This is a genomic window from Xanthobacter pseudotagetidis (assembly GCF_043194795.2).
GTDB classification, from domain to species: Bacteria; Pseudomonadota; Alphaproteobacteria; order Rhizobiales; family Xanthobacteraceae; genus Xanthobacter; species Xanthobacter tagetidis_A.
Genome location: NZ_CM195534.1, coordinates 3,369,932 through 3,396,488, shown reverse-complemented (window position 1 = coordinate 3,396,488; position 26,557 = coordinate 3,369,932). Strand labels below are relative to the sequence as shown.

The 26,557-nt window shown below is 69.8% G+C and carries 25 protein-coding genes and 1 tRNA gene; 12 read left to right on the top strand and 14 right to left on the bottom strand.

Features of this window, described 5'->3' with window-relative positions:
* Window positions 1-24: 24 nt before the first annotated feature.
* The 6 genes from V5F67_RS15550 to V5F67_RS15525 all read right to left on the bottom strand — a co-directional run bounded on the left by V5F67_RS15550 (window position 25) and on the right by V5F67_RS15525 (window position 5,038).
* The gene (locus tag V5F67_RS15550) at window positions 25-1,311 is read right to left on the bottom strand and encodes a TRAP transporter large permease (protein WP_394016900.1); all 1,287 of its coding nucleotides are present in this window, start codon (window positions 1,309-1,311) and stop codon (window positions 25-27) included.
* Window positions 1,308-1,847, bottom strand: a complete 540-nt coding sequence (locus tag V5F67_RS15545) for a TRAP transporter small permease subunit (RefSeq protein WP_394016901.1) — start codon at window positions 1,845-1,847, stop codon at window positions 1,308-1,310. The genes V5F67_RS15550 and V5F67_RS15545 overlap by 4 nt, the downstream gene beginning before the upstream one ends.
* Window positions 1,848-1,908: 61 nt before the next feature.
* On the bottom strand, window positions 1,909-2,712 hold the full coding sequence (locus V5F67_RS15540; RefSeq protein ID WP_394016902.1) for an enoyl-CoA hydratase/isomerase family protein: 804 nt from the start codon (window positions 2,710-2,712) through the stop codon (window positions 1,909-1,911).
* A gap of 7 nt (window positions 2,713-2,719) precedes the next feature.
* Window positions 2,720-3,457, bottom strand: a complete 738-nt coding sequence (locus V5F67_RS15535) for an SDR family NAD(P)-dependent oxidoreductase (RefSeq protein ID WP_394016903.1) — start codon at window positions 3,455-3,457, stop codon at window positions 2,720-2,722.
* A 40-nt stretch (window positions 3,458-3,497) separates the two neighbouring features.
* Window positions 3,498-4,649 (bottom strand): thiolase family protein, encoded by a 1,152-nt coding sequence (locus V5F67_RS15530; protein WP_394016904.1) that lies wholly within the window; start codon window positions 4,647-4,649, stop codon window positions 3,498-3,500.
* A gap of 8 nt (window positions 4,650-4,657) precedes the next feature.
* Window positions 4,658-5,038, bottom strand: a complete 381-nt coding sequence (locus V5F67_RS15525) for a Zn-ribbon domain-containing OB-fold protein (RefSeq protein WP_394016905.1) — start codon at window positions 5,036-5,038, stop codon at window positions 4,658-4,660.
* A gap of 351 nt (window positions 5,039-5,389) precedes the next feature.
* On the opposite strand from V5F67_RS15525, the gene gcvA reads away from it, so the two are divergent.
* The gene (gcvA, locus tag V5F67_RS15520) at window positions 5,390-6,295 is read left to right on the top strand and encodes a transcriptional regulator GcvA (RefSeq protein WP_394016906.1); all 906 of its coding nucleotides are present in this window, start codon (window positions 5,390-5,392) and stop codon (window positions 6,293-6,295) included.
* 3 nt (window positions 6,296-6,298) lie between these two features.
* Here the strand turns inward: gcvA and phnC are convergent, their stop codons facing one another.
* The 3 genes from phnC to phnD form a co-directional block, all read right to left on the bottom strand.
* Window positions 6,299-7,108 carry a phosphonate ABC transporter ATP-binding protein gene (phnC, locus tag V5F67_RS15515; protein ID WP_394016907.1) on the bottom strand — a complete coding sequence of 270 codons (810 nt, stop codon included), beginning with the start codon at window positions 7,106-7,108 and terminating at the stop codon, window positions 6,299-6,301.
* Window positions 7,105-7,938 (bottom strand): phosphonate ABC transporter, permease protein PhnE, encoded by an 834-nt coding sequence (phnE, locus tag V5F67_RS15510; protein ID WP_394016908.1) that lies wholly within the window; start codon window positions 7,936-7,938, stop codon window positions 7,105-7,107. The genes phnC and phnE overlap by 4 nt, the downstream gene beginning before the upstream one ends.
* Window positions 7,939-8,011: 73 nt before the next feature.
* Window positions 8,012-8,881 carry a phosphate/phosphite/phosphonate ABC transporter substrate-binding protein gene (phnD, locus tag V5F67_RS15505; protein WP_394016909.1) on the bottom strand — a complete coding sequence of 290 codons (870 nt, stop codon included), beginning with the start codon at window positions 8,879-8,881 and terminating at the stop codon, window positions 8,012-8,014.
* Between the two features lie 246 nt (window positions 8,882-9,127).
* Here phnD and V5F67_RS15500 point away from each other — a divergent pair, with 246 nt between their 5' ends.
* On the top strand, window positions 9,128-9,997 hold the full coding sequence (locus tag V5F67_RS15500) for an HAD-IIA family hydrolase (protein ID WP_394016910.1): 870 nt from the start codon (window positions 9,128-9,130) through the stop codon (window positions 9,995-9,997).
* Between the two features lie 173 nt (window positions 9,998-10,170).
* On the opposite strand, the gene V5F67_RS15495 is transcribed toward V5F67_RS15500, so the two are convergent.
* Window positions 10,171-11,385, bottom strand: coding sequence for an NADP-dependent isocitrate dehydrogenase (locus V5F67_RS15495; protein ID WP_394016911.1), 1,215 nt, complete (start codon window positions 11,383-11,385; stop codon window positions 10,171-10,173).
* Between the two features lie 265 nt (window positions 11,386-11,650).
* On the opposite strand from V5F67_RS15495, the gene V5F67_RS15490 reads away from it, so the two are divergent.
* Window positions 11,651-12,499 (top strand): RNA methyltransferase, encoded by an 849-nt coding sequence (locus V5F67_RS15490; RefSeq protein ID WP_394016912.1) that lies wholly within the window; start codon window positions 11,651-11,653, stop codon window positions 12,497-12,499.
* A 12-nt stretch (window positions 12,500-12,511) separates the two neighbouring features.
* On the opposite strand, the gene V5F67_RS15485 is transcribed toward V5F67_RS15490, so the two are convergent.
* Entirely contained in the window at window positions 12,512-13,411 is a 900-nt protein-coding gene (locus tag V5F67_RS15485; protein WP_394016913.1) for an alpha/beta hydrolase, read from the bottom strand.
* A gap of 273 nt (window positions 13,412-13,684) precedes the next feature.
* Between V5F67_RS15485 and V5F67_RS15480 the strand changes: the two genes are divergently transcribed.
* A tRNA-Met gene (locus V5F67_RS15480) sits at window positions 13,685-13,761 on the top strand.
* Between the two features lie 22 nt (window positions 13,762-13,783).
* On the opposite strand, the gene V5F67_RS15475 is transcribed toward V5F67_RS15480, so the two are convergent.
* From V5F67_RS15475 to V5F67_RS15465, 3 genes are all read right to left on the bottom strand, one after another.
* On the bottom strand, window positions 13,784-14,749 hold the full coding sequence (locus tag V5F67_RS15475; RefSeq protein ID WP_394016914.1) for a hydroxyacid dehydrogenase: 966 nt from the start codon (window positions 14,747-14,749) through the stop codon (window positions 13,784-13,786).
* A 118-nt stretch (window positions 14,750-14,867) separates the two neighbouring features.
* Window positions 14,868-15,878, bottom strand: a complete 1,011-nt coding sequence (locus V5F67_RS15470; RefSeq protein ID WP_394016915.1) for an ABC transporter substrate-binding protein — start codon at window positions 15,876-15,878, stop codon at window positions 14,868-14,870.
* 68 nt (window positions 15,879-15,946) lie between these two features.
* Window positions 15,947-17,533, bottom strand: a complete 1,587-nt coding sequence (locus V5F67_RS15465; RefSeq protein WP_394016916.1) for an acyl-CoA carboxylase subunit beta — start codon at window positions 17,531-17,533, stop codon at window positions 15,947-15,949.
* 398 nt (window positions 17,534-17,931) lie between these two features.
* Between V5F67_RS15465 and V5F67_RS15460 the strand changes: the two genes are divergently transcribed.
* The 8 genes from V5F67_RS15460 to V5F67_RS15425 all read left to right on the top strand — a co-directional run bounded on the left by V5F67_RS15460 (window position 17,932) and on the right by V5F67_RS15425 (window position 26,533).
* Window positions 17,932-18,555 carry a GntR family transcriptional regulator gene (locus V5F67_RS15460; RefSeq protein ID WP_394016917.1) on the top strand — a complete coding sequence of 208 codons (624 nt, stop codon included), beginning with the start codon at window positions 17,932-17,934 and terminating at the stop codon, window positions 18,553-18,555.
* Entirely contained in the window at window positions 18,552-19,817 is a 1,266-nt protein-coding gene (locus V5F67_RS15455; RefSeq protein WP_394016918.1) for a CaiB/BaiF CoA transferase family protein, read from the top strand. The genes V5F67_RS15460 and V5F67_RS15455 overlap by 4 nt, the downstream gene beginning before the upstream one ends.
* Window positions 19,814-21,352, top strand: a complete 1,539-nt coding sequence (locus V5F67_RS15450) for an acyl-CoA carboxylase subunit beta (RefSeq protein ID WP_394016919.1) — start codon at window positions 19,814-19,816, stop codon at window positions 21,350-21,352. Before V5F67_RS15455 ends, V5F67_RS15450 begins: the two co-directional genes overlap by 4 nt.
* A 14-nt stretch (window positions 21,353-21,366) precedes the next feature.
* The gene (locus tag V5F67_RS15445; protein ID WP_394016920.1) at window positions 21,367-22,704 is read left to right on the top strand and encodes an acetyl-CoA carboxylase biotin carboxylase subunit; all 1,338 of its coding nucleotides are present in this window, start codon (window positions 21,367-21,369) and stop codon (window positions 22,702-22,704) included.
* Between the two features lie 44 nt (window positions 22,705-22,748).
* Window positions 22,749-22,973, top strand: coding sequence for a biotin/lipoyl-binding carrier protein (locus V5F67_RS15440; protein WP_394016921.1), 225 nt, complete (start codon window positions 22,749-22,751; stop codon window positions 22,971-22,973).
* 108 nt (window positions 22,974-23,081) lie between these two features.
* Window positions 23,082-23,897 (top strand): ABC transporter ATP-binding protein, encoded by an 816-nt coding sequence (locus tag V5F67_RS15435; RefSeq protein WP_394017792.1) that lies wholly within the window; start codon window positions 23,082-23,084, stop codon window positions 23,895-23,897.
* Complete coding sequence (locus V5F67_RS15430) at window positions 23,890-24,795, top strand: ABC transporter permease (RefSeq protein ID WP_394016922.1); 906 nt, start codon at window positions 23,890-23,892, stop codon at window positions 24,793-24,795. The genes V5F67_RS15435 and V5F67_RS15430 overlap by 8 nt, the downstream gene beginning before the upstream one ends.
* Before the next feature lie 34 nt (window positions 24,796-24,829).
* The gene (locus tag V5F67_RS15425) at window positions 24,830-26,533 is read left to right on the top strand and encodes a thiamine pyrophosphate-binding protein (RefSeq protein ID WP_394016923.1); all 1,704 of its coding nucleotides are present in this window, start codon (window positions 24,830-24,832) and stop codon (window positions 26,531-26,533) included.
* Window positions 26,534-26,557 lie beyond the last annotated feature (24 nt).

The window sequence follows — 26,557 nt, the reverse complement described above, 5'->3', positions numbered from 1 at the left end:
GGGGGTCCTCCGTTTGTTGCTTCTTCAGTGCATGAGGCTGGGGAGCCAGAGCGCGATCCCGGGGAAGGCCACGAGGATGGCGATGGCGATGAGGTGGGCGACGAAGTGGGGCAGGGTGCCCTTGAACACCTCGCCGACGGGCCGGTTGGCGTAGCGCGCGACCACGTAGCAGTTGAGGCCGATGGGCGGCGTGATCATGCCGATCTCGGCGGTGACGATCTTGATGACGCCGAACCACACGAGGTCGAAGCCCAGCGAGGACATCAGCGGCACCACCACCGGCACGGTCAGCACCAGGATGGCGATCTGGTCCATGAACGAGCCGAGCACGATGTAGCCGGCGAGCACGATGGCGAGGATCACCCAGCGCGACACCTCGAGCGAGCCGACGAAGGCGACGAGGTCCTGCGTCACCTGGGTGAGCGCGAAGAAGTAGCCGAACACGCTGGCGCCGAGCAGGATCACCATGATCATGGCGCTGCCGTGCGCCGCCCGGGCCAGCGCCTGGCCGAGCCCGCGGACCGTCAGCCGGCCGCTGTAGGCGAGCAGCAGGAAGCCCATGAAGGCGCCGATGGCTGCGGCTTCGGTCGGCGTGGCGGCGCCGGTGTAGATGATGCCGGTGACGGCGCCGAACAGCAGCAGCAGCGGCCCCACCACCTTCAGCATGGCAAGCTTCTCGCGCAGCGGCACCGCGGGCGCGGAGGGCGCGTGCTCGGGCTTCCACCACGCCAGCACGTAGACGGTGGCCATGATGGTGAACATCACCAGCAGGCCCGGCAGCAGGCCGGCGATCAGCAGCTGGCCGATGTTGACGTTGGCGAGCAGGCCGTAGACCACCATGGCGACGCTCGGCGGGATCAGCATGGCGAGCGTGCCGGAGATGGACACCACGCCGGCGGCCAGGCTGGGGTCGTAGCCCTGCTTGATCATGGCCGGCAGGCTGGTGGCCGACAGCGTCGCGGCGGACGCGGTGCTGGTGCCGCACACCGCGGCAAAGCCCGCGCCCGCAAGGGCTGTCGCCATGCCGAGGCCGCCGCGCAGGCGGCCGACCCAGGCGGCGGTGGCCTTGAACAGGTCGTCCGCCATGCCGCTCTGGAGGATGAACTCCGCCATCAGCAGGAACAGCGGGATGGTGATGAACTCATAGGCCCCGGCGAGCGTGAGCGGGGCGGTCTCCAGGATGCCGAGGAGGCCGTCGAAACCCACCACAAGCAGGAGGCCGGCGGCGCCGGCGATGAGCATGGCGAAGCCGACCGGCGCGCCGAGGGCGAGCAGGCCGAACAGCGAGCCCATGACGAGGGGAAGGGTCATTCGTAGGCTCCCTGGGCTTCGAGGCTGTGGGGATTGGCGGCGGGCTCCTCGACCAGGCCGGCGGCCTCGCCGAGCGCGCGGGCGATCAGCCGCAGGGCGATCATGCCGGCGCCGACCGGCACCAGAGCGGCCGAGGGCCAGGTCGGCCAGGGGACGATGCCGACCGTCACGTCGCCGTTGGCGAAAGCGTCCACGGCGCGCAGAGCGCCGGCATAGGCGATGAGCGCGAAGACGAGGAACGCCAGCAGGTTGCACAGACAGTCCGTGACCCGCCGCACGCCACGCGGCAGGAGGCGGTGGACGATGTCGACATTCACCTGGGCGCCCGAGCGGAAGCTGTCGGAGAGCGCCAGGAAGAACAGCGCCGGGGTCAGATAGAGGGTGATGACGTCATGCGACCAGGCGAAGGGATGGTTGAGGAAATAGCGCGCGGCGACGTCGGCGGTGACGACCGCCATCAGCGCGAAGAGGCAGAGGCAGGCGACGAGCGTCGCCCCCTTTTCCACCTGCCGCAGGGCGCAGGCGATGCGCTTCATTCCGTTTCCTCCTCGTCCGGTTGCCGCGCTCTTCGCGCGCTTATTGCCGCTGTGGCCGGCGTTATCTGCCGCGATAGGCCGGCGGGCGCTTCTCGGCGAAGGCCCGGCGGCCCTCGATGCGGTCCTCGGTGTCCCGGAGCACCCCCCAGGCGACTTCGGTGAGGGCGATCGCCTCTCGAAGCGGCAGGTTGGCGCTGTCGATGGCGAGCCTCTTGGCCATCTGCACCGCGAGCGGGGCGTTGGCGGCGATGCGGCGGGCGATCTCGCGCACCTTCGGCATCAGGCCGTCGGGCTCGCAGAGGTCCGAGACGAGGCCGGCGGCGAGCGCCGCCTCGGCGTCGATGCGCTCGCCGGTCAGCGCCATGCGCATGGCAAGGGCGGAGGGGACGGCGCGCAGCAGGAGCTGGACGCCGCCCACCGCCGGGATCGAGCCCACCGCCACCTCTGGCAGGCCGAAGGTGGCGGTCCGCGAGGCGAGGCGCAGGTCGCACTGGAGCGCCAGCTCCAGCCCGCCGCCGAGGCAGTGGCCGTTCACCGCCGCGATCAGGGGCTTCAGGATGGCGAGGCGTGACAGCTCGATCAGGCGCACATAGAGCCCGAGCTCCACCGCCGGGCGGGTGGAGAGCAGGCAGGCCTCGGCATAGCTCGCGCTCGGAGGCAGGGTGGACTTCAGGTCCGCGCCCACGCAGAAGGCGCGGGTGCCGGCGCCGGTGAGCAGGATGGCGCGGATCTCCCGGTCGTCGCGCGCCTCCACCAGCGCCGCCTCCAGCGCCTCCAGGTCCGGCACCGAGAGGGCGTTCAGCGCCTCCGGCCGGTCGAGGGTGATCTCGGCGACGTGCCCGTCCTTTTCGAGGGTGATGCTCATGGCGCCCTCACACGCTCGGGCTGGAGAGCGAGCGGCCGCCGCACACGTAGAGCGTCTGGCCGGTGACGTAGGACGCCTCGCGCCCGGCGAGGAAGGTTACCGCGTTGGCGATGTCCGCCGGCGTGCCGATCCGGCCCATGGGCACGGTCCGCGCCAGCTTCTCGCGCACCTCCTCGGTGTAGGAGCGCAGCAGCGGGGTATCGACGATGCCCGGCGCCACGGCGTTCACGGTGATGCCGTCCTTCGCCAGCTCGATGGCCAGCGCCCGCGTCAGGCTCACCACGCCGCCCTTGGAGGCGGAATAGTTGGCCTGCCCGAAGCCGCCCAGCCAGGCGCGCGAGGAGATGTTGACGATGCGCCCGTAGCCGCGCTCCGCCATGTGCGGCACCAGCGCCTTCGCGGTCAGGAACTGGGACTTGAGGTTGACCGAGAGGACGATGTCCCAGTCCTCCTCCGTCATCTTGGAGAAGCGCCGGTCGCGGGCGAGGCCGGCATTGTTCACCAGCACCTCGACCGAGCCGAAATCGGCGCGGGCGCGGGCGACGGCCTCGTCCACCGACGCCTTGGAGGTCACATCCACCTTGTAGCCGCGCGCCTTGGCGCCGAGCGTCGCCACGGCGGCGTCGAGCGCCTCCGCGTTGATGTCGAACAGCGCGACGCCGCAGCCCTTGGCCGCGAACGCCTGCGCGATGCCGAAGCCGATGCCCTGGGCGCCGCCGGTGACGATGACGGTGTCGCTCTCCACGCCTTCCTCCCTCGCGCCTTTCCGGGCGCCGTTGGTCTTGTCAGATGCTCAGGATGTGGACCGCCGAGGCGGCGTGATCGACGCCGGCGATGCCGCCGCCGGTGCACTGGGTCATCCCCACCTTGGGATTGTCGATCTGCCGGCCCTCGGCGCGGCCCTGGAGCTGCCACACCACCTCGACCATCTGGGCGACGCCGGTGGCGCCGAGCGGATGGCCCTTGGCGAGCAGGCCGCCGGACGGGTTCACGGGCACGCGCCCGCCCAGCGCGGTGACGCCGTCCTTCACCAGCTTCGGGCCTTCGCCGCGGCCGCACAGGCCGAACGCCTCGTAATAGAGCAGCTCGCCGATGGTGAAGGCGTCGTGCAGCTCGATGACGCCGAGGTCCTGCGGGCCGAGGCCGGCCTCCTCATAGGCGAGGCGGGTGGCGCGGGCGGTGATCTCGGCGTCGAGGATGTCGTCGCCGTCCTCCTCCCGCCGGCCCGACTGAACCACCGAGGCGCGGATGCGCACCGCCGGGCGGCCGTCCGCCGGCGGCCTGGTGGTCAGCACCACGGCGGCGGCGCCGTCCACGGCCGAGGGGCAGCACTGGAGCAGGGTCAGCGGGTCCGCCACCATGCGCGAGCCCATCACCTCGTCGAGCGTCACCGCCGTGCGGGTCTGGGCATAGGGGTTGAGCGTGCCGTGGCGGCGGTTCTTCACCGCGATCTCGCCCAGCACCGAGGGCGAATGCCCGGTCTCGGCCAGATAGCGCGTGCCGCGCATGGCGTAGACGGTGGGCAGCGTCATGCCCTGAGCGGCATATTGCTCGGTCTTGTAGTCGTTGCGCTGGAGCGGGATGGTGCCGCCGCCGAGCTTGGTGAGCATCTCGACGCCGAACACCACCACGGTGTCGTAGATGCCGGCCAGCAGCGCGTGGCGGGCGAGGTGGACGCCGGTGGCGCCGGAGGCGCAGGCATTCTCCACGTTGTAGACCGGCACGCCCGACAGGCCGAGGTCGCGCAGCAGCGTCTGGCCGAGGATCATGCCGCCATAGACGTTGGCGCAATAGAAGGCCTGGGGCGCCTGGACGCCGAGGCCGGCATCGACCACCGCGCGCAGCACCGCGTCCTGCGCCAGCGCCTGCATGGGCATCTGGTCGTGGCGGCCGAAGGGCGTCATGGCGACGCCGGAGATGAAGATGTCCTGGGCCATGGCGCGCCTCACGGAATGGGTTCGAAGCGATAGGCCGGGGCCGCGGGGTCCGCGTCCGGCTCGACCACGGCGCGCAGGCGCTGGCCGATCACCGGCCGGCCCGCCGGCATGTCGAGCCGGCCGAACACGCGCACGCCCTCCGGGAAGTCGGCATAGGCGAGCGCGAACGGCGGCAGGCCGCTCTTCGGATTGGGATGGACGATGGTGAAGGAATAGAGGACCGCCTCGGCGCCGAGCGCCAGATCCTCGGCGCCCTCGGCCACCGGCAAAGCCGGCGGGAGGGGCGGAAAGGTGAGGCGACCGTCCTTCGGGTCGCGGCTCGCATGAAGGCGCGCACGGCCTTCATCGGACGCGCGGTTCGCGTCCGCCACAGCGGCTGAATTCGGCAAGGGCTGTCCTCGTTACTTGTTCATTGTTATTGCGGTGCGGAATAATTCTTCACGCCACCGCCTTTGTCGGTGCGGATCATCAGAAAGTCGCGGCACGCGCTCAACCGATTATTTTGCCGGGAATGGGTGAGAAAAACTCAACAAATCAGCGCCCGCTGGGGCTCGCGCGCGTTGACCAAAACTCAATGCTCGGCCATGGTTCCACAACGGACCTCTCGGCGTCCGGGTGCCAGGAACAATGCGGGCGCGGGGGCGTATCCGCCGACGGGAGGCAGGGCGCTCAATGATCGCGCCGCAGACCACGCCGCGGGCCGGCGCATCGGTGGGGGCGGCCTCGCCGTCCATGTGCTGATGTCCGCGCTGCCGCCGCTCAATCCCCTGCGCGCGTTCGAGGCCGCGGGGCGGCTGAAGAGCATCCGCCGCGCGGCGGAAGAGCTCGCCGTGACGCCGGGCGCCGTGAGCCGGCAGGTCCAGATCCTGGAGACGCATCTCGGCGTGCGCCTGTTCCGCCGCCTGCCGCGCGCCATCACGCTCACGGCGGCGGGCGAGCAGTATCTGGAGCAGGTGAGCTTCCACCTCGCCGGCATCGAGACCGCCACCGCCAAGCTCACCGGCAAGACCGGCCGCCAGCAGGTGAAGATCCGCGCCTACACCACCTTCGCCATGAAATGGCTGATCCCGCGCCTGACCGCCTTCCATGCCCAGCACCAGAGCGTCGAGGTGCGCCTGACCACGTCGCTGGAGGAGGTGGACTTCGACAGAGAGGACGTGGACGGCGCCGTGCGCCTCGGCGGCGGCGACTGGAAGGGGCACGGCGTCGATCTGCTGGTGCGCAACGAGCTGGTGCCGGTCTGCGCGCCGCGCTTCTCGCAGGAGCGCCGCCTTCGCGCCCCCGGCGATCTCGCCAGCCACATGCTGCTGCATTCCCTCGCGCGGCCGGACGACTGGGCCCACTGGCTGCGCCATGCCGGGCTGTCCGGCATCGACGCCTATGGCGGGCAGAAGTACGAGAGCTCGGTGCTCGCCTATCAGGCCGCCATCGAGGGACAGGGCGTCGCCATGGCGCAGCGCGCTCTGGTGCAGGGGGAGCTTGCCGCCGGCACGCTGGTGGCGCCCTTTCCGCTCCAGCTCGACATGGGCCGCTGGACCTACTACCTGATCTATCCGCAGAGCCGGCTGCGCAACCCGGCGTTCCGCGTGTTCCGCGACTGGCTGCTCGCCAATGCCAGCGCCGGCGCGGCTGGCGGCGCCGGCTGAGGCTCAGGGCTGCGCGGCCGCCTCGGGACTGTCGTAGTAGATCGCGTCCAGCTCCTCGGCGCTCACCGCCGCCGCCGGCGCGTCGAGCACCAGGCGGCCCTTGCGCATGGCGACGATGCGGTCGGCATAGCGGCAGGCGAGATCCGTCTGGTGCAGGGCGCACAACACGGCGATGCCGCGCTCGCGGGCGATGTCCCTCAGCACGTTGAGAACGTTGGAGGCGGAGGCCGGGTCGAGGCTCGCCACCGGCTCGTCGGCGAGCACGAGGCGGCTCCTCTGGGCCAGCACCCGGGCGATGGCGACGCGCTGCTGCTGGCCGCCGGAGAGGCTGTCGGCGCGCTGGTAGGCCTTCTCCAGCAGGCCGACGCGGTCGAGCGCGGCGAGCGCGATCTGGCGGTCCTCCCGGGAGAAGCAGCGGGTGACGGCGCGCCAGGTGGGCACGTGGCCGAGCCGGCCGGCGAGCGCGTTGTCGATCGCGTTCATGCGCCCGATCAGGTTGAACTGCTGGAAGATCAGCCCGATGGCGCCGCGATGCTCGCGCAGCGCCCGGCGGTCGAGGGTGCCGACGTCGCGGCCGAGCACCGTCACCGTGCCGGCGTCCACCTCGGCGAGGCGCGAGATGCAGCGGAAGATGGTGGACTTGCCGGCCCCGCTGGGGCCGAGTAGCGCCACCACCTCGCCGGGGGCGATGGAGAAGCTGACCCGGTCGAGCGCGACCGCGCCGCCGAAGGTCTTGGTGATGGCGTCGAGCCTGAGCGCCGGCTCGCCCGCGGCGGCGGCCTTCATCCCGGACGCGGGGGTGATGAGGGTCATACCAGCCTCCGGCGCAGCCAGGCGCTGAACTGGTCGATGAGCGTCACCATGATGAGCATAATGACGGTCACGGTCAGCAGCTTGGGGAAGTCGAGCAGGTCGATGGCGGCCTTGATCTCGATGCCGATGCCGCCCGCCCCGACGATGCCGAGGATGGTGGACGTGCGCACGTTCGCCTCCCACACATAGAGCGACACCGAGGTGAGGTTCGGCAGCACCGAGGGCAGAAGCGCGTAGGAGACGATCTTGGTCCGGTTCGCCCCGGTCATGGCGGCCGCCTCCAGCGGTGCCTTGGGCACGGTCTCGATGGCCTCGCTGTTGAGCTTGGCGATGACGCCGAGCGAATGGACGATCATGCCCAGCACGCCCGCGAACGGCCCGAGCCCCACCGCCGCCACGAACAGCAGCGCGAACACGATGGTGTCGACGCCGCGGAACGAGTTCACCAGCAGCCGCACCGGCGCGGCCAGCCAGGGGGAGGGCGACGTGTTGTGGGCGATGAAGATGGAGAGCGGGAAGGCGAGGATGGTGGCGGTTACCGTCGCCACCGTGGCGATGGCCACCGTCTCGGCCGCGCGCAGCCAGTAGACGTCGAGGTCGGCGAGGTAGGGCGGCCACGCCTTCGCCGCCCAGTTCAGAAGCCGCGGGATGCCGGCGATGAGCGCCGCGGGGTCCACCTCCGACAGGCGGATGCAGACCCAGAACGCGACCGCCATGGCGGCGCCGAGCGCGATCCGCGCCAGCACCGCCGGCGAGGCGGGGCTGAGGGGCGTCTCCACATAATGTCCCGTCCCGTCCCGGGCGGGCGGCACGCGCTCGATCTCCCACATGGCCTTGAGGCTCCCAAGAAAGCGCGGCCGGGAGGGCAAGGCCGCCCCTGGCCGCCGGTTGGCGCGTCCGCGATCAGCTCTTCAGGACGCCGAGGTCGCGGCCCATGGTCTCCAGCACCACATAGGGCTCGTGGGTGGTGGAGCGATAGCCGGTATAGGGCCAGGGCAGGACCTTCAGCTCCTCGGGGGTGAGGCTGTTGAAGGCCGCCTGGAGCGCCATCGCGGTCTCGTCGTCCATGCTCTTGCGCACCACCACCGGCTCGTTGGGCAGCGGCACCGATTGCCACACGATCTTGTTAGAATCCGCCTTCATCAGGCCGTTGCGGATCATGGTGTTGCGGTGGATGTCCCAGCCCGTGGCGAGGTCCACCTGGCCGTTGATGGTGGCCATCTGCGCGGCGGCGGCGGAGGCGCCTTCCGCGTACTTGCCGAAGAAGGTCTTCGGCTCGATGCCCTGGGAGCGGAAATAGTGGGTCGGCACCATCCAGCCGGTGGTGGAGCCGGTGTCCAGCATCTGCATGGACATGCCCTTGGCGTCCTGCGGGAACTTCTCCAGCTTGAGGTCCGGGCGGGCGACGATGAGGCCGTGATAGGTGGGCTTGCCCTCCACCAGCATGACATTGATGACGCGGGTGCCGGAGGAGTTCTTCGCCAGCACGTAGCCCCACGGGCCGAGCTGGGCGAGGTCGGCATTCTCCGAGCCGATGGCGACCGACACGCCGGCCCAGTCGTTGGCGACGGTGAGCGCGAGGTCGGCGCCGATGCGCTCGCACACCATGCGGTAGAGCGGCTCCCACACCTTGCGGGTTTCCTGCTGGGTGGGCTGGGAAGGGGCGAGAGCCACCTTGATGGTCTTGCGGGTGACGGACTGGGCGCGCACGACGGCCGGCGCGGCGAGGACGCCGGCGGCGGCGCCGATGAGGAAGGTGCGGCGACGGATCATGGGGTCACTCTCCTGTTCAGCGTGAGCAACGGCTGCAACGGTCTTCGGGCGGTCGCCACCCCGGAGCGATGGGACGCGGGGCGGGGAGGCGGTCGGGAACGGCGTTGGATTTATCTATACTCAGTGACATCACAATGACATTGAGGAAAGCTCAAAAATTGTGCGATGCACGCGCTGTTTCGCTGGAGAATTGAGCTTTCCTCACTTTGTCGGCCTTGCTACTGAGGATGTCCGAGCGAGGACGAGATGACGCTGCCAACCCTTTCGACCGCCCGCGCCCCGGGCGTGATCGCCGAGCCGCCGGAGACGTGGAGCGCCCACGCCGCGCCGCCGGGCGCCGTTCCCGGCGTGGACGGCCGGGCCGCGGCCGCCCGTCCGGTCCTCGACGCCGGGGATGCGCGCGCGGTGCTCGCGGCGGCGCGGGGCATCCTGTTCGACCTCGACGGCACCCTCATCCGCACCGACGAGGTGATCGACGGCGCCCGCGAGGTGCTCGCCGCCTACGGCCAGCGTGCCATGATCCTGTCCAACAATTCCTCGGATTCCGCCGAGGGCCTTTCGCTGCGCCTCGCCCGAGCCGGGCTCGATGTCGCCGCGCCGCGCATCGTCCTCGCCGGCGTCGAGACGGTGCGGGCGGTGGCGGCGCTGCGGCCTGGCGCGCGCACCATGATGCTCGCCTCGGCGGCGCTTGTCTGCGAGGCGCGCGCCTTGGGCCTGCATGTCGGCGACGAGCGCCCGGACGTGGTGCTGGTGGCCCGCACGCCGGCATTCGACTATGCGGCGCTGGAGCGCGCCGCGAACGCCATCCGCGCAGGCGCGGAATTCGTGGTGGCGAACCCCGACACCTCCCATCCCGGCGCCTTCGGCCGCCTCGTGCCCGAGACCGGCGCGCTCGCCGCGGCCATCGCCGCCGCCGCGGGGACGTCGCCGGCGCGGGTGTTCGGCAAGCCCGAGCCGGACTTGTTCCGCGCCGCGCTCGGCCGGCTCGGCCTCGCGGCGGGCGAGGTGGTGATGGTGGGCGACAATCCCGATACCGACGGCGCCGGCGCGCGCCGGCTCGGCATTCCCCACATCCTCATCGGCGAGGGCCTGCCCCTGCGCGCGCTGCTCGGCTGAGGGCGGAAAGGTCAGGAGGCGCCGGCCTCCGCGCTCGCGCCTCCCCTCTGCGCGTCGTGGGAGCGCGCGGGGAGCGCCAGCCCCCGAACGAAAAACGCCGCCGGGAGCCCGGCGGCGTCGTCTTGATCGAAGAGGAAGCCGCCCTCAGGCGGCGGGTGCCCCTTCGGCCGCCCTCAGGCGGCCATGGCCTTGGTGAGGTTCTCGGAGATCTTGTCCAGGAAGCCGGTGGTGGAGAGCCATTTCTGGTCGGCGCCGACCAGGAGCGCGAGGTCCTTGGTCATGTGGCCGGCCTCGACCGTGTCCACGCACACCTTCTCCAGCGTCTGCGCGAACTTCGCGAGCTCGGCATTGTCGTCGAGCTTGGCGCGGTGGGAGAGGCCGCGGGTCCAGGCGAAGATGGAGGCGATGGAGTTGGTGGAGGTCTCCTTGCCCTTCTGGTGCTCGCGGTAGTGGCGGGTGACGGTGCCATGGGCCGCCTCGGCCTCCACCGTCTTGCCGTCCGGCGTCATCAGCACCGAGGTCATGAGGCCGAGCGAGCCGAAGCCCTGGGCGACGATGTCGGACTGCACGTCGCCGTCGTAGTTCTTGCAGGCCCACACATAGCCGCCGGACCACTTGAGCGCCGAGGCCACCATGTCGTCGATCAGGCGGTGCTCGTAGATGATCCCGAGCTTGTCGAACTCGGCCTTGAACTCGGCCTCGTAGACCTCCTGGAAGATGTCCTTGAAGCGGCCGTCATAGGCCTTCAGGATCGTGTTCTTCGTGGAGAGGTAGACGGGATACTTGCGGATCAGACCGTAGTTCAGAGAGGCGCGGGCGAAGTCGCGGATGGACTCATCCAGGTTGTACATGGAGAGCGCGACGCCGGCGCCGGGGAACTTGTAGACCTCCTTCTCGATCTTCGTGCCGTCCTCGCCGACGAATGAGATGGAGAGCGTGCCCTTGCCGGGCACCTTGAAGTCGGTGGCGCGGTACTGGTCGCCGAAGGCATGGCGGCCCACCACGATCGGCTGGGTCCAGCCCGGCACCAGGCGCGGCACGTTCTTGCAGATGATGGGCTCGCGGAAGATCACGCCGCCGAGGATGTTGCGGATGGTGCCGTTGGGCGACTTCCACATCTCCTTGAGGTTGAACTCCTTAACGCGCGCCTCATCGGGGGTGATGGTGGCGCACTTCACACCCACGCCGTGCTTCTTGATGGCTTCCGCGGCTGCGATGGTGACCTTGTCGTCGGTGGCGTCCCGGTTCTCGACCGAGAGGTCGTAATATTCGAGGTCGATGTCCAGGTAGGGATAGATCAGCTTGTCCTTGATGTACTGCCAGATGATCCGGGTCATCTCGTCGCCGTCGAGTTCGACGACCGGATTTGCCACCTTGATCTTCGCCATGGGACGGCCTTTCGCGCGTGCTCTGAGAGCCTTGGGGAACTTGGGGGACGACCTCCGGCGCGGCTCTCGCGCCGGCAATCCTCCGGCGCCGCCGCTATAGCACCGCCGCGGTGCGCTGCAAAAGCGCCAAACGCGGCCCGGCGGCCCGTCTTTGGCATGAGGCGCCGGCGCGCCGGCCGGCGTCCGGCGCAAGGTCCCCTTGCCGGGTCTCGACTTCCGCCCGCCCTCCGTGCGAGAGAGCGGATCGCGCGCCAGAAGGATGAAGATGCCTGGTTCCGGTACCGACAGCACCAAGCCCTGGACCGCCGGCGGCCCGGCGGTGATCCTGGTGGAGCCCCAGCTCGGGGAGAATATCGGCTCCGCGGCGCGCGCCATGGGCAATTTCGGCCTGTCGCGCCTGCGCATCGTCAATCCGCGCGAGGGCTGGCCGAACGAGAAGGCGCGCATCTTCAGCGCCGGCGCCGACCGCATCCTGGAACAGGCGGAGCTGTTCCCGGACCTGCGCGCGGCGCTTTCCGGCACCCGCTACGCCTTCGCGGCCACGGCCCGCGAGCGCGGCATGGCCAAGCCCGTGCTCGGCGCCGACGGCGCCGCCGCCGAGACGCTGGCGCGCCTCTCCTCTGGCGAGGACGTGGCGCTGGTGTTCGGCCGCGAGCGCACCGGCCTCTACACCGAGGAGGTATCTTTATGTGATGCCATCCTCACTTTGCCTGTGAACCCGGCCTTCGCCTCGCTGAACCTCGCCACCTGCGTGGCGGTCGCGGCCTATGAATGGTCGAAGGCCGCGAGCGCCGGGGGGCTCCCCTTCGCCCCGCCCGACCGCTCGCCGCTCGCCGACAAGGCGGACCTGTTCGCCTTCTTCGACCATCTGGAGGGGGCGCTGGAGGAGGCCGGCTTCTTCCGCTCGGCGGAGAAGCAGCCCTCCACCACCCGCAACATCCGCAACATCTTCCACCGCCTCGGCCTGACCAAGCAGGACCTCGCCACGCTCCACGGCGCGGTGGCCGCCCTGGTGGAGGGCCGGGAAGGGCGTGAGGCGCGCAAGGCGGAGAACAACGCCCGGGCGGCGCAGAAGGCCGTGGAACGGCGCGCCCGGCGCGAGAGCGGGGACTGAGGCGTCTGACGCTCAGCCGAGATGCGCCCGCGCGAAGGCACCCATATCCGCCAGCGCCGCGCGGCCCGCCGCGAGACGGGCATGCCAGATCGGCCAGGCGTGGATCATGCGCGGCCATACGGAGAGCGTGGCCCGCCCGTCTGCCAGCGCCAGGCGCCGGGCGAGGCGCACCGCATCGTCCAGCAGTGCCTCGGCGGTGCCGACCTGGATCAGCGCCGGCGGCAGGCCGGCAAGGTCGCCATAGAGCGGGGACACAAGCGGGTCGTCCGCCGGCGTGCGGCCGGCGAGGTAGGCATCCGCCAGCTCCTGGAGGTAGGCGCGGTGGATCAGCGGGTCGTCCGCGTCCTTCTCGGCGATGCTGGCGCCGGTGATCTTGAGGTCGGTCCAGGGCGAGACCAGCCACAGGCCGGCGGGCAGCGGCCGCCGCTGCGCCTTCAGCGCGAGGCAGAGCGCCAGCGTCAGCCCGCCGCCGGCGCTGTCGCCGCCCACCACGATGTCGCCCGGCTCGTAGCCCTGCGCGGCGAGGAAGTCCCACGCCGCGCGGGCGTCCTCCAAAGCGGCGGGGAAGGGGTGCTCGGGCGCGCGCCGGTAGTCGATGGCCAGCGTGCGGATGCCGGCGGCGCGGCCGGCGCCCGTGACCAGGGTGCGGTGGCTCTTCAGCGAGCCGGAGAGATAGCCGCCGCCATGGAAGAACAGCAGGGCCTTTTGAGGATCGCTGCCCGGCGCCAGCGACCATTCCGCTGCGACGGCGCCGATCTGCTGCGGCATGAGGGCGATGTCGGGCGGGATCGGATCGATGGCGGTGATGGCCTCCATGCGCGCCCGCCGCTCGGCGAGGCTGGCGGGGCGGGGGCTTGCGGCGATCAGCGCGCGCAGCGCCTCGATCTCGTGCCGGTCGTCGGGCGGCGTCATGAGGCGTCCTCCTGCGCTTTGGAGGAATCATAGCCGGTCTGTGCACAACGGGAATGCCGCGGATCGGCCCGGCCCTGAGGGCGGCCCCAGGAGCCCGTCGGCGCGCGTTCCCGGAAGCCCGCGGTACAGGCGGCGCCTCAGCGCGCGGCGGCGCTGTCCACAGGGTCAGAGGGCTTGACGCTTTTTTATCCATCGCCCCTTTCAATTGGGATCGCGGGTTGCTACATACGCCTCCTCGCCGACCGGCCGCTTCGCCGGCTCAACGGTGATTGACGCGGGGTGGAGCAGCCCGGTAGCTCGTCAGGCTCATAACCTGAAGGTCGCAGGTTCAAATCCTGCCCCCGCAACCAAATTTCCCGAAAACGTCCAGCGTTATCGAACCTTCGCCGCATCGGCGACCGTGGGCGCGCCGCCCTCCAGCACGCGCGCCACGTTGTCGGCCACCAGCAGGCTCGCGCGCAGCACCGCGTCCTTGGTGATGCCGGCGATGTGGGGCGAGAGCAGCAGGTTCGGCACGCCTGCGAGGTGCGAGCCCGCCGCCACCGGCTCCGTCTCCATCACGTCCAGCATGGCGCCGCCGAGGGCACCGGACTTCAGCGCCGCCACCAGCGCATGCTCGTCGACGATGCCGCCGCGCGCGGTGTTGATGAGGTAGGCCCCGGCCGGCAGCCGGGCCAGCGCCGCGGCATCGACGAGGTGGCGCGTCTGGTCGGTGAGCGGCACGTGGATGCTGAGGATATCCGATCCCGCCATCAGGCTTTCGACGTCGGCGCAGCGCCGGTCCGCCTGCGCCCAGGCCGGGTCGCCTTCGGGCACGAACGGGTCATAGGCCGAGACCGCGATGCCGAACGCCTTGGCGCGCTTCGCTACCTGGCGGGCGATGGCGCCGAAGCCGATCAGGCCAAGCCTCAGGCCCTTGGCGTCGCGCGCCTTGAAGCGGGTACGCGGCCACGTGCCCGCCGCGACATCCGCGGTCGCCTGGAAGGCGCCGCCGCGCGTGAGGCTCAGCAGCGCCCCCATGACGAACTCCGCCACCGTCTCGTCATTGGTGCCGGTGGCCGGCAGCACGCTGATGCCGGCGGCGCCGCAGGCGGGAAGATCAATATTGTCGAGCCCGACGCCGAGGCGGCCCACCGTCTTCAGATGCGGGGCCCTGGCCAGCAAGGTCGGGCGCACCTGGGTGCGGTTGCGCACGATCAGGCCGCGGCAGTCGGCGAGAAGCGCGTCGAGCGCCGCCGGCCGGTCGACGAGGTCCGGGTCGTAGACGGTCTCGTGGCGTGCGGCGATCAGGTCGACGCCGTCCTGGTCCATGAACTCGGTGATGACGACGGCGGGCATGGCAGGGCCTTCGCAAGGGGAATGGGAGGCCTGCCCGGCGAGGCGGGAGCTCTCCGGGCAGGCGGAAGGAAGGGCGGCCGGGCGGTCAGGGCTGGCCCGGCCGCAGTGCGGCGGGCCTTCAGCTTCCCTTGAGCTGGTGGGCTTCGGGGAAGAAGAGGTCCTGCCAGCCGGCGGGCTTATTCTTGACCGAGCCCACCTGGTTCAGGAATTTGGCGAACGCCATGGTGCCCTGTGGGGCGGTGGTATAGATCACCTCCGGCTTGGTGATGATCTCGTCGATGAAGGCCTGGTCCAGCTTCGACTTGTCGTATTCCTTGTAGAAGCGTGCGTATTTCAGCTTGTCCGCGTTGATCTTCTCGATCGCCTCGTTGAGGCCGGCCACGAAGGCGGCATAGGTCTTCGGGTTCTCGTTGCGGAATTTCGACGTGGTCCAAACCGCGTTGAAGGTGTGCGGCTCGCCCACCACGTCGTAGGAGGAAAACACGCGGTGCACCTTCGGGTCGCGCAGCTCCTGATACATGAAGGGTGGGGCGGTGAGATGGGCCGTCACCTCGGTCCGGCCGGACATCAGCGCGGCAGCGCCGTCCGGGTGGGCCATGGCGACCGTCAGGCGGTCGAGCTCGTTGGCCTTGCCCGGGCCGAACGCCTTCTCCGCCGCCATCTGCAGCACCACCGCCTGGATCGAGGTGCGCACGACCGGCAGCGCGATCCGGTCCTTGTCGGTGAAGTCCTTGATGGTCTTCACATCGGGATTGATGGTGTTGAGATAGAGCGGCATCGAGTTGATGGAGGCGATGCCCTTCACGTCCATGTTGCCCTTGGTGCGGTCCCACACCGTGATCAGCGGGCCGAGGCCGCCGGAGGAGATCTCCAGGTTGCCGCCGATCAGCAGGTTGGCCTGCGTCGTGCCGCCGTCCACCACCAGCCATTCGGACGTGCTGTCGAGTCCCGCCGCCTTGGCGTGCTTCTCGAACAGCTTCTCGTGCTCCATCACCAGGAGCGGCAGGTAGCTGATGCCGAAGCCCTTGGCGATGCGGATCTTGGAAACCTCGGCATGGGCCGGCGCGGCGAGCGCGGCCCCGGCGGCGAGGGCGAGCGCGACGGCCGCCCTGCGGGTGAGAACTCCCATGGTCTTCCTCCTCTTGTCGTTGCGTGTGCAGGCAGAACCGCCTGCGGCGCCGCTCTGTGGCGGCTTCTTCAGGGCCGGACGCCGGCCTTGAGCTTGGGTCCCACGTTCTGCGCCAGCGCCCCCTGCGCGGCGTCGATGAAGCGGATGAGGTAGGGCCGCGTCTCGCGCGGGTCGATCACGTCCTCCACCGCGAACGCCTCGGCGGTGCGCAGCGGCGAGGCCAGCGCCCGTAGCTCCGCCTCGATCTCGCGCTCGCGCGCCAGCGGGTCTGGCGCGGCCTGGATCTCGCGCTTGAAGGCGGCGGCGACGCCGCCCTCCACCGGCAGCGAGCCCCATTCGCCCGAGGGCCAGGCGATCTTGAGGTCGAGACCGCGCTTGGAGGTGGTGGCCATGCCGGCCATGCCGTAGCACTTGCGGATCACCAGGGTGATGGTGGGCACGGAAAGCTGCCCGCCCACATAGACGCAGCGCATGCCCTCGCGCAGGGTGGCCGCGACCTCCGCCTGCTGGCCGACCATGAAGCCCGGCACGTCCACCAGGAAGATCAGCGGGATGTTGAAGCAGTCGCACAACTCCATGAAATGGGTCTGCTTGCGCGCCGCCTTCACGTCCATGGCGCCGCCATTGACCATGGGATTGTTGGCGCAGATGCCCACCACCTTGCCGTTCAGCCGGGCGAACGCAGTGATCACCGACTTGCCGAACGAGGGCTGGATCTCGAAGGTCGAGTCCTTGTCCACGATCAGCTTGATCAGACGGCGCATGTCGTAGGGCCGCCGGCGCTCGCGCGGGACGATGGAGAGCAGGGCCTCCTCCTTGCGGTCGACCGGGTCGCCGGTCTGAACCACCGGCGGCAGTTCCCATACGTTGGCCGGCATGTAGGAGAGGTAGCGCCGGATCATCTCCAGGCAGGCGGCCTCGTCCTTGGCGAAATTGTCGATGGTGCCGGCCACGTCCACCGCCACCGCGGCGCCGCCCAGGTCCTCCTTGTCGATCTTCTGCCCGAGCGAGCGCTCCACCACCGGCGGGCCGGCGGCGAACACCTGGCTCGTGCCCTTCACCATCACCGACCAATGGGCGAGGATGGCGCGCCCGGCGGGACCGCCGGCGGCGGTCCCCATCACCGCGCACACCACCGGCACCTTGCCCAGAAGCTCGATCGAGCGGTCGAAGCTGTCGACGCCGGGAAACACGGTGTAGCCGCGCCGGCGCGCGCTCGTCACCGTGCCGCCGGCTCCGTCGATGAGGCTGACGAGGGGAATGCGGTAGTTGGCGGCGAGATCCTCGACGAAGCCACCCTGTCCGCCCTTGCGGCGGAAGCCGCCCCAGCTGGTGCCGCCGCGCACGGTGAAGTCCTCGCCGCCCACCGCGACCGGGCGGCCGTCGATCCGCGCGAGGCCCATCACGTAGGGCGCGGGCGTGACGCCTGCCAGCTTGCCGTCCTCGTAGCGGCCCTGGCCGGTGAGCGACCCCACCTCCTGGAACGAGCCCTGGTCCACCAGCCCATCGATGCGCTCGCGGATGGTGAGGCGGCCGAGCGAATGGTGCTTGGCGACAGCCTCCGGCCCGCCGAGCGTGGCGGCATAGCGCTTGCGCTGGGCGATCTCCTCGGCTTCGGCGGCCCAGCTTTCGGGGAGGGCAGGGCGCTCATTCATGGTCGGTGCTCCGGAGGCTGTGGGCGGGCGAGAGGCGGTGGAATTGGGTTGAATGGCGCGCAACGATGTTGCGCATGCGAAGGACTTGAAGGAAATTTTGCGTCGCGGAAACGCGGGCTCGGCCGCATGCCGAAGCGATCGCGAGCCGCGGCGCCGATCGGCTGTCCGTATAAAAATTTATTTCGATACAGGTATTTGCCCTGATCGATCCGATCGCGGCGGCGGTCATCGGCCTCCCTCTTTTTATTATGTCGACAAATTTGTCGACGTTTGCATTGCAATAATGCCGATACTTTTGTTGACATAAATGTTGAATGTAACTTTCATGGCGTCAAGACGCTTCTGAAGAATGGAGGATTGCGTTGGGGAAGGCGCGGGACGGCCGTACGGCGGCGGAAGTGGCTCTGATCCTCCGGGAGAGGATTTCCGGGCACCAGCTTCCGCCGGGCAGCAAGCTGCAGGAAGTGGAGCTGGCCGAGGAGTTCGATGTCTCCCGCGCCTGCATCCGCGAGGTGCTCGGCTTCCTGGAGCAGCGCCGCCTGATCCGTCGCGAGCCCAATCGCGGCGCGGTGGTGGTGCGCCTCGAGGTGGAGCAGGTGTTCGCCCTCTACGAGGTGCGCGAGATGCTGGAAGGCCTGTGCGCCCGCCTCGCCGCCGAGAAGGCCGAGCCCGCCTCCTGGCAGGACCTGATCGAGGCCTTCGACGGCCCCATGGCGCGTTATGTGGAGGACGCGGATGTGAGCGCTTTCGTTTCCGAGCTGGACGGTTTCCGCCGTCGCCTCGTCGCGTCCGCCGCCAACCCGGTGCTGAGCGACGCGCTCGACTCCATCCGCGACCAGACCAAGGTCATCATCCGCCGCATCATCGTGCTGCCGGGCCGCATGGCCGCCGGCCTCAGCGAGCACCGCGCGACCCTCGCGGCGCTGCGCGCAGGCGACCCGGACGAGGCGGAGCGCTGTGCGCGCGCCAACATTCGCTCCGCCAAGTCCTTCCTCAAGCGGTTCGAGGCCTACGTGCTGTGAGCGATCCCCGCACCACCTCCCCCGGCGCCGGCCCGCTTGCCGGCATGAAGGTGCTGGAGCTCGGCTCCACCGTCGCCGGGCCCTTCTGCGGCCGCCTGCTGGCGGATTTCGGCGCCGAGGTGGTGAAGGTGGAGCCGCCCGAGGGCGACGTGGTGCGCACCATGGGCAAGATGATGGAGGGCAAGTCCCTCTACGCCGCCAGCATCTTCCGCAACAAGCGCCTGCTCAGCCTGGACATGCGCGCGGAACAGGGCCGCGCGCTGGTGCGCGAGATGGCGGCGCGCTGCGACGTGCTGGTGGAGAATTTCCGCCCCGGCTCGCTGGAGAAGTGGGGCATGGGCTACGACGTGCTCAGCGCCGCCAATCCCGGCCTCGTCCTGGTGCGCATCTCCGGCTTCGGCCAGAGCGGTCCCTACAGCACGCGGCCCGGCTACGGCGTGATCGGCGAGGCGGTGAGCGGCATGCGCCACATCACCGGCGATCCGGACCGTCCGCCGGCACGGGTCTCGGTCTCGCTCACCGACTACATCACCGGCCTCTACGCCGCCTTCGGCGCCGCCATGGCGCTCCTGGCGCGCGCACGCACCGGGCGCGGCCAGGTGGTGGACACCGCGCTCTCCGAATGCGCCTTCTCCTTCATGGAGCCGCACGTGCCGGCCTATGACAAGCTCGGCTTCGTGGCGGGGCGCACCGGCTCGGCGCTGCCGGGCAGCGTGCCCAACAATCTCTATCCCACCGCCGACGACAGCTTCGTCCACATCACCGCCATGAGCGACGCGGTGTTCGCACGCCTGTGCGCGGCCATGGGTCGGGACGACCTCGCCGCCGATCCGCGCTTCGCCAAGGCCAAGCAGCGCGTGGGCAACGTGGAGGCGCTCGACGCCATGATCGCCGACTGGACCTCGACCCTGCCGCGCGCGCGGCTGGAGGCGCTGCTGGTCGAGGCCGCGGTGCCGGCGACGCGCATCTTCACCATGGCCGACATCTTCGCCGACCCGCACTACGCGGCGCGCCATATGCTGGTGAAGGCGCCGAGCGCGGAGTTCGGCGAGGTGGTGATCCCCGGCATCGCGCCGGTGCTGTCGCAGACAGCCGGCGCGGTGCGCCATGCCGGACGGCGCATCGGCCAGGACACGCGCGCGGTGCTCGCCGACTGGCTGGGCACGGGCGGCGCCGAGCTCGACGTCCTCGAACAGTCGGGCGTCATCCATCAGGACACAGCCGCGCGTGACGCGGCGAGGGGGGAGCGGATTTCGGCATGACCACCATGAAGGACGCCCAGCTCTGCGAATACGATGCCCGCAAGGCGCAGGCCCTCGCCATGGGCGGCGAGAAGAAGCTCGCCGCGCGGCGCGAGAAGGGCCAGCTCGACGCCCGCGAGCGGGTCGCGCATTTGCTCGATCCCGGCACGTTCGTGGAGAGCGGCCTGTTCGGCACCTCCATCATGGCCGAGGAGCGCGCCCGCACGCCGGCGGACGGCAAGATCGCCGGCTACGGCAAGATCGCCGGCCGCGAGGTGGCCGTCGTCTCCAACGACTTCACGGTGAAGGGCGCCTCCTCCAGCGCCGTCAACGGGCGCAAGATCGGCCACATGAAGCGCACCGCCACGGCGCGCGGCATGCCGATGGTGTTCCTCGGCGAATCCTCCGGCGCCCGCATGCCCGACACCATGGGCGCCGCCGGCATGGGCACCATGCTCGGCAACGACCCGACCCAGTACCAGCGCATGCGCGAGACGCCGTGGGCCTCCGCCGTGCTCGGCCACTGCTTCGGCTCGTCCTCCTGGTATGCGTGCCTCTCCGACTTCAACGTGATGCGCAAGGGCGCGGTGTTTGCCGTGTCGAGCCCGCTGCTCGTGTCCAAGGCGGTGAACGAGACCATCGACCCCGAGGAGCTGGGCGGCTGGCGCCTCCATGCCGAGACCACGGGCCTTGCCGACCTGGTGGTGGACACCGACCAGCAGGCGCTCGACGCGGTGAAGACCTTCCTCTCCTACATGCCGGCGCACCACCGCCAGGCGCCGCCGCGCGTGGAGGTGCCCGCGGGCTCCGGAGCCGGCATGGGCCGCATCCTCGACCTGATGCCGGAGAAGCGCACCCAGGTCTACGACATGCGCAAGATCGTGCGCGCCATCGTCGACACCGACAGCTTCTTCGAGCTGAAGGCGCGCTTCGGCAAGGCGCTGCTCACGGGCCTCGCGCGCATCGACGGGCGCACGGTGGCGATCATCGCCAACAACCCGCTCCACAAGGGCGGCGCCATGGACGTGGATGCCTGCGAGAAAGGCACGAGCCTCCTCGTCATGGCCGACAGCTTCAACATCCCGGTGGTGATCCTCGTCGACACGCCCGGCTTCATCATCGGCAAGGAGGCCGAGCTGCGCCGCGCGCCGGGCAAGATCATGAACTTCATGAACGCGCTCGCGCTCTGCACCGTGCCGAAGCTCTCCGTCGTGGTGCGCAAGAGCTACGGGCAGGCCTATCTCAACATGGGCGGCGGGCGGAACTCCGACGAGATGGCGGTGTGGCCCACGGCCGAGATCTCCTTCATGGAGCCGGCCTTCGCCGCCTCGGTGGTGACCGGCGCGGAAGCGGGCGACCCCGCCTATGACGCGGCGCTCGCGAAGATGCAGCGCGAGACCAGCGTGTGGGACATCGCCTCGATCTACGCGGCACAGGCGGTGGTGCGGCCGGACGAGACCCGCGACTGGCTGATCCAGATGCTGGAGGCGCACGAACTGCGCCTGACGGGTGGGGTGGGCCAGCACCTCATGCGCGCCTGGCCCACGAGCTTCTGAAGGAGGACGCCCCAATGTTCGAGAGCATCCTCATCGCCAACCGCGGCGCCGTCGCCGCCCGCATCGTGCGCGCCTGCAAGGCGCTCGGCGTGCGCTCGATCTGCGTCTATTCCCAGGCGGACGCCGGCGCGCCGTTCCTCAAGGAGGCGGACGAGGCGCACGAGATCGGCCCCGGTCCCGCGCCCCAGTCCTATCTCGACCAGGAGAAGGTGCTGGCGGTGGCCGAGGCGGCGGGCGCGCGCGCGATCCATCCCGGCTACGGCTTCCTTTCCGAGAACGCCGACTTCGCCGAGAAGGTGATCGCGCGGGGCCTCGCCTTCGTCGGCCCCTCGCCGCGCTTCATCCGCGCCATGGGGCACAAGACGCGCGCCCGCGACCTCGCCGCCGAGCGCGGCCTTCCCGTGGCGCCCGGCACCCAGCTCGTGAGCGAGAATATCGACGACCTGCTCGCGGCGGCCCGCAGCATCGGCTACCCGCTGATGGTGAAGCCGGCGGGCGGGGGCGGGGGCATCGGCATGCTGCCGGTGCACGACGAGAGCCAGCTCGCTGCGGCGGTGGAACGCTCGCGCTCCATGGCTCAGCGCGGCTTCGCCAATGCCGAGATCTATCTCGAAAAGCTCATGCGCACGCCGCGCCACATCGAGTTCCAGGTGATCGGCGACAGGAAGGGCAACGTGCGTCACGTGTTCGAGCGCGACTGCTCGGCCCAGCGCCGCAACCAGAAGATCATCGAGGAGGCGGTCGCCCCCGGCGTGCCGCGCGACGTGATCGAGGCCCTGGGCGAGAAGATCGCCAAGGTGCTCACCGACATCGGCTACGACAATATCGGCACCGTCGAGATGCTGATGGATGCCGACGGCACCTTCTCGTTCCTCGAGATGAACACCCGCCTCCAGGTGGAGCACGGCGTGACCGAGGAGGTGACCGGCATCGACCTCGTGGCGAGCCAGATCCGCCTCGCCGCCGGCGAGCCCATCGACGCCGTGCTGCCCGCGCCGCCGAAGGTGAGCGGCCACGCGGTGCAGGCCCGCGTCTACGCCGAGGACCCCAAGCGCTTCCTGCCTTCGCCGGGCACGCTCGCGACCTTCCGCGTGCCGCAGGGCATCCGGGTCGAGACCGGCTACGGCGAGGGCTGCCAGATCTCCACCTTCTACGACCCGCTGGTGGCCAAGGTGATCGCCCACGGCGCGACCCGCGAGGCGGCGATCGAGCACCTTTCCGCAGCGCTCGATGCGTTCGTGATCGAGGGCGTGAAGACCAACATTCCCGCGCTTCAGGCCATCCTGCGCGCGCAGGCCTTCCGCGATGGGCAGGTGCATACCGGTCTCGTGGCGGACGTCATGGCGGCATGAGAAAGATTCACATTGGTTTCATTGGCTGCGAAGCGTGAGAGGAAATGATGAGTCGTCAGGAAATAAAATCCGAAATCACCGGCACCGTCTGGAAGATTTTGACGCAACCTGGGCAGGACGTTGCCGAGGGCGACACTTTGATGATTCTTGAGTCCATGAAGATGGAGATTCCTGTTATCGTGGAAGACGGCGGCAAGGTCGCCGAGATTACCGTGGCCGAGGGAGAGGCAATCCAAGAGGGTCAGGTGGTGGCGATCATCGAGACCTGACCAGCCCAGCAGCCGCGCACCGGAAAACCGGGCGCTCGACGGAGGGAGGATCCATTGCTGGCACACGCTCCGGAAGGACAGACGAGGGCAGCATACGAATATGCCGCGATCGAGGGTCGGCAGAACAGCCTTGAGACGCCGGTCCTGAGCGTCGAGGGCGTCACGCTCCAGTACAAGACCAAGGACCATCTCGTCACCGCCACCTACCAGGTCGGATTCGACGTGCACCAGGCGGACCGCTTCGTGCTCCTCGGGCCGTCGGGCTGCGGGAAATCGACCCTGCTCAAGGGCATCGCCGGCTTCATGAAGCCGGTGGAGGGCGAGATCAGGCTCGACGGCAAGGTGGTCGACCGGCCGGGCCCCGACCGCATGATGGTGTTCCAGGAGTTCGACCAGCTGCTGCCGTGGAAGACGGTGCTGGAGAACGTCATGTTCCCCATGCTGGTGTCGCACCGCTGGGGCCACAAGGAAGCCCGCGAGCGCGCGCTCGCCGCCATCGCCAAGGTCAACCTCACGAAGTTCCATGACGTGCACCCGCACATGCTCTCCGGCGGCATGAAGCAGCGCGTGGCCATCGCCCGCGCCATGGCCATGGAGCCGAAGATCCTGCTCATGGACGAGCCGTTCGCCGCGCTCGACGCGCTCACCCGGCGCAAGATGCAGGAGGAACTGCTGCACCTTTGGGACGACGTGCGCTTCACGGTGGTGTTCGTCACCCATTCCATCGAGGAGGCGATCATCGTCGGCTCGCGCATCCTCGTGCTCTCGCCCCATCCGGGGCAGGTGCGCGCCGAGCTGAACTCCCACGAATTCACCCATGCCCACCAGGGCGGCACCGAGTTCCAGTCACTGCAACTGCGCATCCACGAGATGCTGTTCGCCGAGGAGTTCGAGCCCGAAGCCGCGGAGGTGCGTCATGGCTGACATCTCGGTTTCCGAGGGCGGCACCCGCGCCCGCCGCCTGCCTCCGGTGCGGCCCGAGCGCGCGGTCGAGCGCCGCCGTCTCGGCTATGTGGGCGAGGTGGAGCGCCCGCTCTCCCTGTGGGAACGCCTCTACGGCTACACTTGGCTAAGGCGTCTGTTCATCCTCGCGGTGCTGGCGCTCGCCTGGGAGTTCTATGCCCGCTGGATCAACAACCCCCTGATGCTGCCTTCCTTCACGGAGGTGGTGGGCGCGCTCTATGAGGAGACGGCCCACGGCCCGCTGATCGAGCGCACCATCACCACCATCGAGGTGCTGCTGATCGGCTATGGCTGCGGCCTCTCCCTCGCCGCCGTGCTGACCACGCTCGCGGTGTCGACGCGGCTCGGCAACGACGTGCTCTCCACCCTGACCGCCATGTTCAACCCCTTGCCCGCCATCGCGCTCCTGCCGCTGGCGCTCTTGTGGTTCGGCCTCGGCATCCCGAGCCTCGTCTTCGTCATCGTGCATTCGGTGGTCTGGGCGGTGGCGCTCAACACCCATACCGGCTTCATGTCGGTGTCCCAGACCCAGCGCATGGCGGGGCAGAATTACGGGCTTCGGGGCATCCGCTACGTGGTGCTGCTGCTGATCCCGGCGGCCTTTCCCTCGATCCTGGCCGGACTGAAGATCGGCTGGGCCTTCGCCTGGCGCACGCTGATCGCGGCGGAACTGGTGTTCGGCGTGTCGTCCCGCTCGGGCGGCCTCGGCTGGTACATCTTCGAGAACCGCAACCAGCTCCTCACCGCCAACGTCTTCGCCGGCCTCCTGATGGTCATCATCATCGGCCTTTTGGTGGAGAGCGTGATCTTCCGCACCCTCGAGAAGCACACCGTCCAGAAGTGGGGCATGCAGAACTAGGTTCTGCATGCGGCCAACAAGCGGGAGGACGAAGATGACCCAGATGAACGGGGGCGCCGCGGTGGTGGAGGCGCTCCGGGCGGCCGGGGTGACGCATGTGTTCGGCCTGCTCGGTTCCTCCACCATGGAGCTGTACGACGCGCTCTACGACGCCCCCGACATCACCTATGTGGGGGTGCGCGACGAGCGCTCGGGCACCCACATGGCGGACGCCTATGCCCGCGTCAGCGGTCGGCCGGGCGTGGTGCTCGCCGGGCAGGCGGGGCCGGGCGCCACCAACCTCGTCACCGGCCTTGCCCAGGCGCTGCATGCCTTCTCGCCGGTGGTGGCCATCGCCGGCACGGTCTCCACCGACCATGTGGGGCGCGCCGCGTTCCAGGAGGTGGACCAGCACGCGCTGTTCACCCCCGTGACCAAGCGCACCATGGACGTGCCGCGCGGCGAGCGGCTGCCGGAGTTCGTGAAGGAGGCGGTGCGCCTCGCGCTGGCGGAGCGGCGCGGGCCGGTGGTGCTTAACATCCCGCGCGACATGTTCGCCCAGCAGGTGGAGGCGGCGGTGGTGCCGCAGGAGCGCTTCCCCGTCACCTTCGCCGGCACCACCAACCCCGCCGAGGTGGCGCAGGCGGCGCGGCTCCTGCGCGGCGCCCGCGCGCCGGTGATCCTCGCGGGTGCCGGCATCAAGAAGCACGGCGCCTGGCGCGCGGTGGCCCGGCTCGCCGAGCGGCTGAATATCCCGGTGGCGCTCGCCCCCGGGCACGGCGACGCCATGCCCAACGACCACCCCTGCGTGCTCGGCCAGGTGGGGCCGCGCGGCAACCCGGTGGCGAGCCGGGCGACGCGCGAGGCGGACGTGATCCTGGCCATCGGCGCGCGGCTCGGCTTCAACACCACCTTCTTCACCTACAACGACATCGCGCGCGACGCCCGCATCATCCAGGTGGACGTGTCGCCGGACTATGTGAGCCGCTATTTCCCCACCGATGTCGGCTTCGTCGGCGACCCTGGGGCGGTGGCGGACGGGCTCGACATCGAGCTTGCCGACCTCGCTCCGCCCGCCGGCTGGCGCGAGCGGCTGGCCGGCCTCGCCGACGCCCGCGAAGCGCTCTGGCGTGAGCGCGACGCGGCCGGCCGCACCGAGCGCACGCCCTATGCGGCGGAACGGGTGTTCGCCGAGCTGCGCCGGGCCATGCCGCGCGACGCCATCGTCACGCTCGATGCCGGCACCATGTGCCTGCAGGCCACCGACCAATTGCGCTACTACACCGTGCCGAGCCTCGTCACGCCGCTCGATTTCGGCCTGGTTGGCTTCTCCTACGCTGCCGGGCTCGGGGCCAAGGCGGCGGCGCCAGAGCGGCCCGTGGTCTCGCTCATGGGCGATGGCGGCTTCGCCATGAACATGGCCGAGATCACCACCGCGGTGGAGGCGAACCTGCCCACCGTCTGCGTGGTGCTCGACAACGGCTGCTGGGGCGCCGAGAAGGCCTACCAGCGCGACTTCTACAATGGCCGCTACATCGGCGCCGACATCAAGAGCCCGCCCTACGACAAGGTGGCCGAGCTGTGCGGCGCCAACGGCTATCGGGCCGAGAAGCCGGGCGAGCTGTCCGCCGCGCTGGAGGCCGCGCTCGCCAGCGGCCGGCCGTCCGTCATTCACGCCAAGGTGGACGCCAACGCCATCGTCTCGTTCCGCCGCGACGCCTTCAAGCACCGCGGCGCGCCGCAGCCGACGACGGCTTGAAGCCGCCGCAGCATCGGCCAAGAA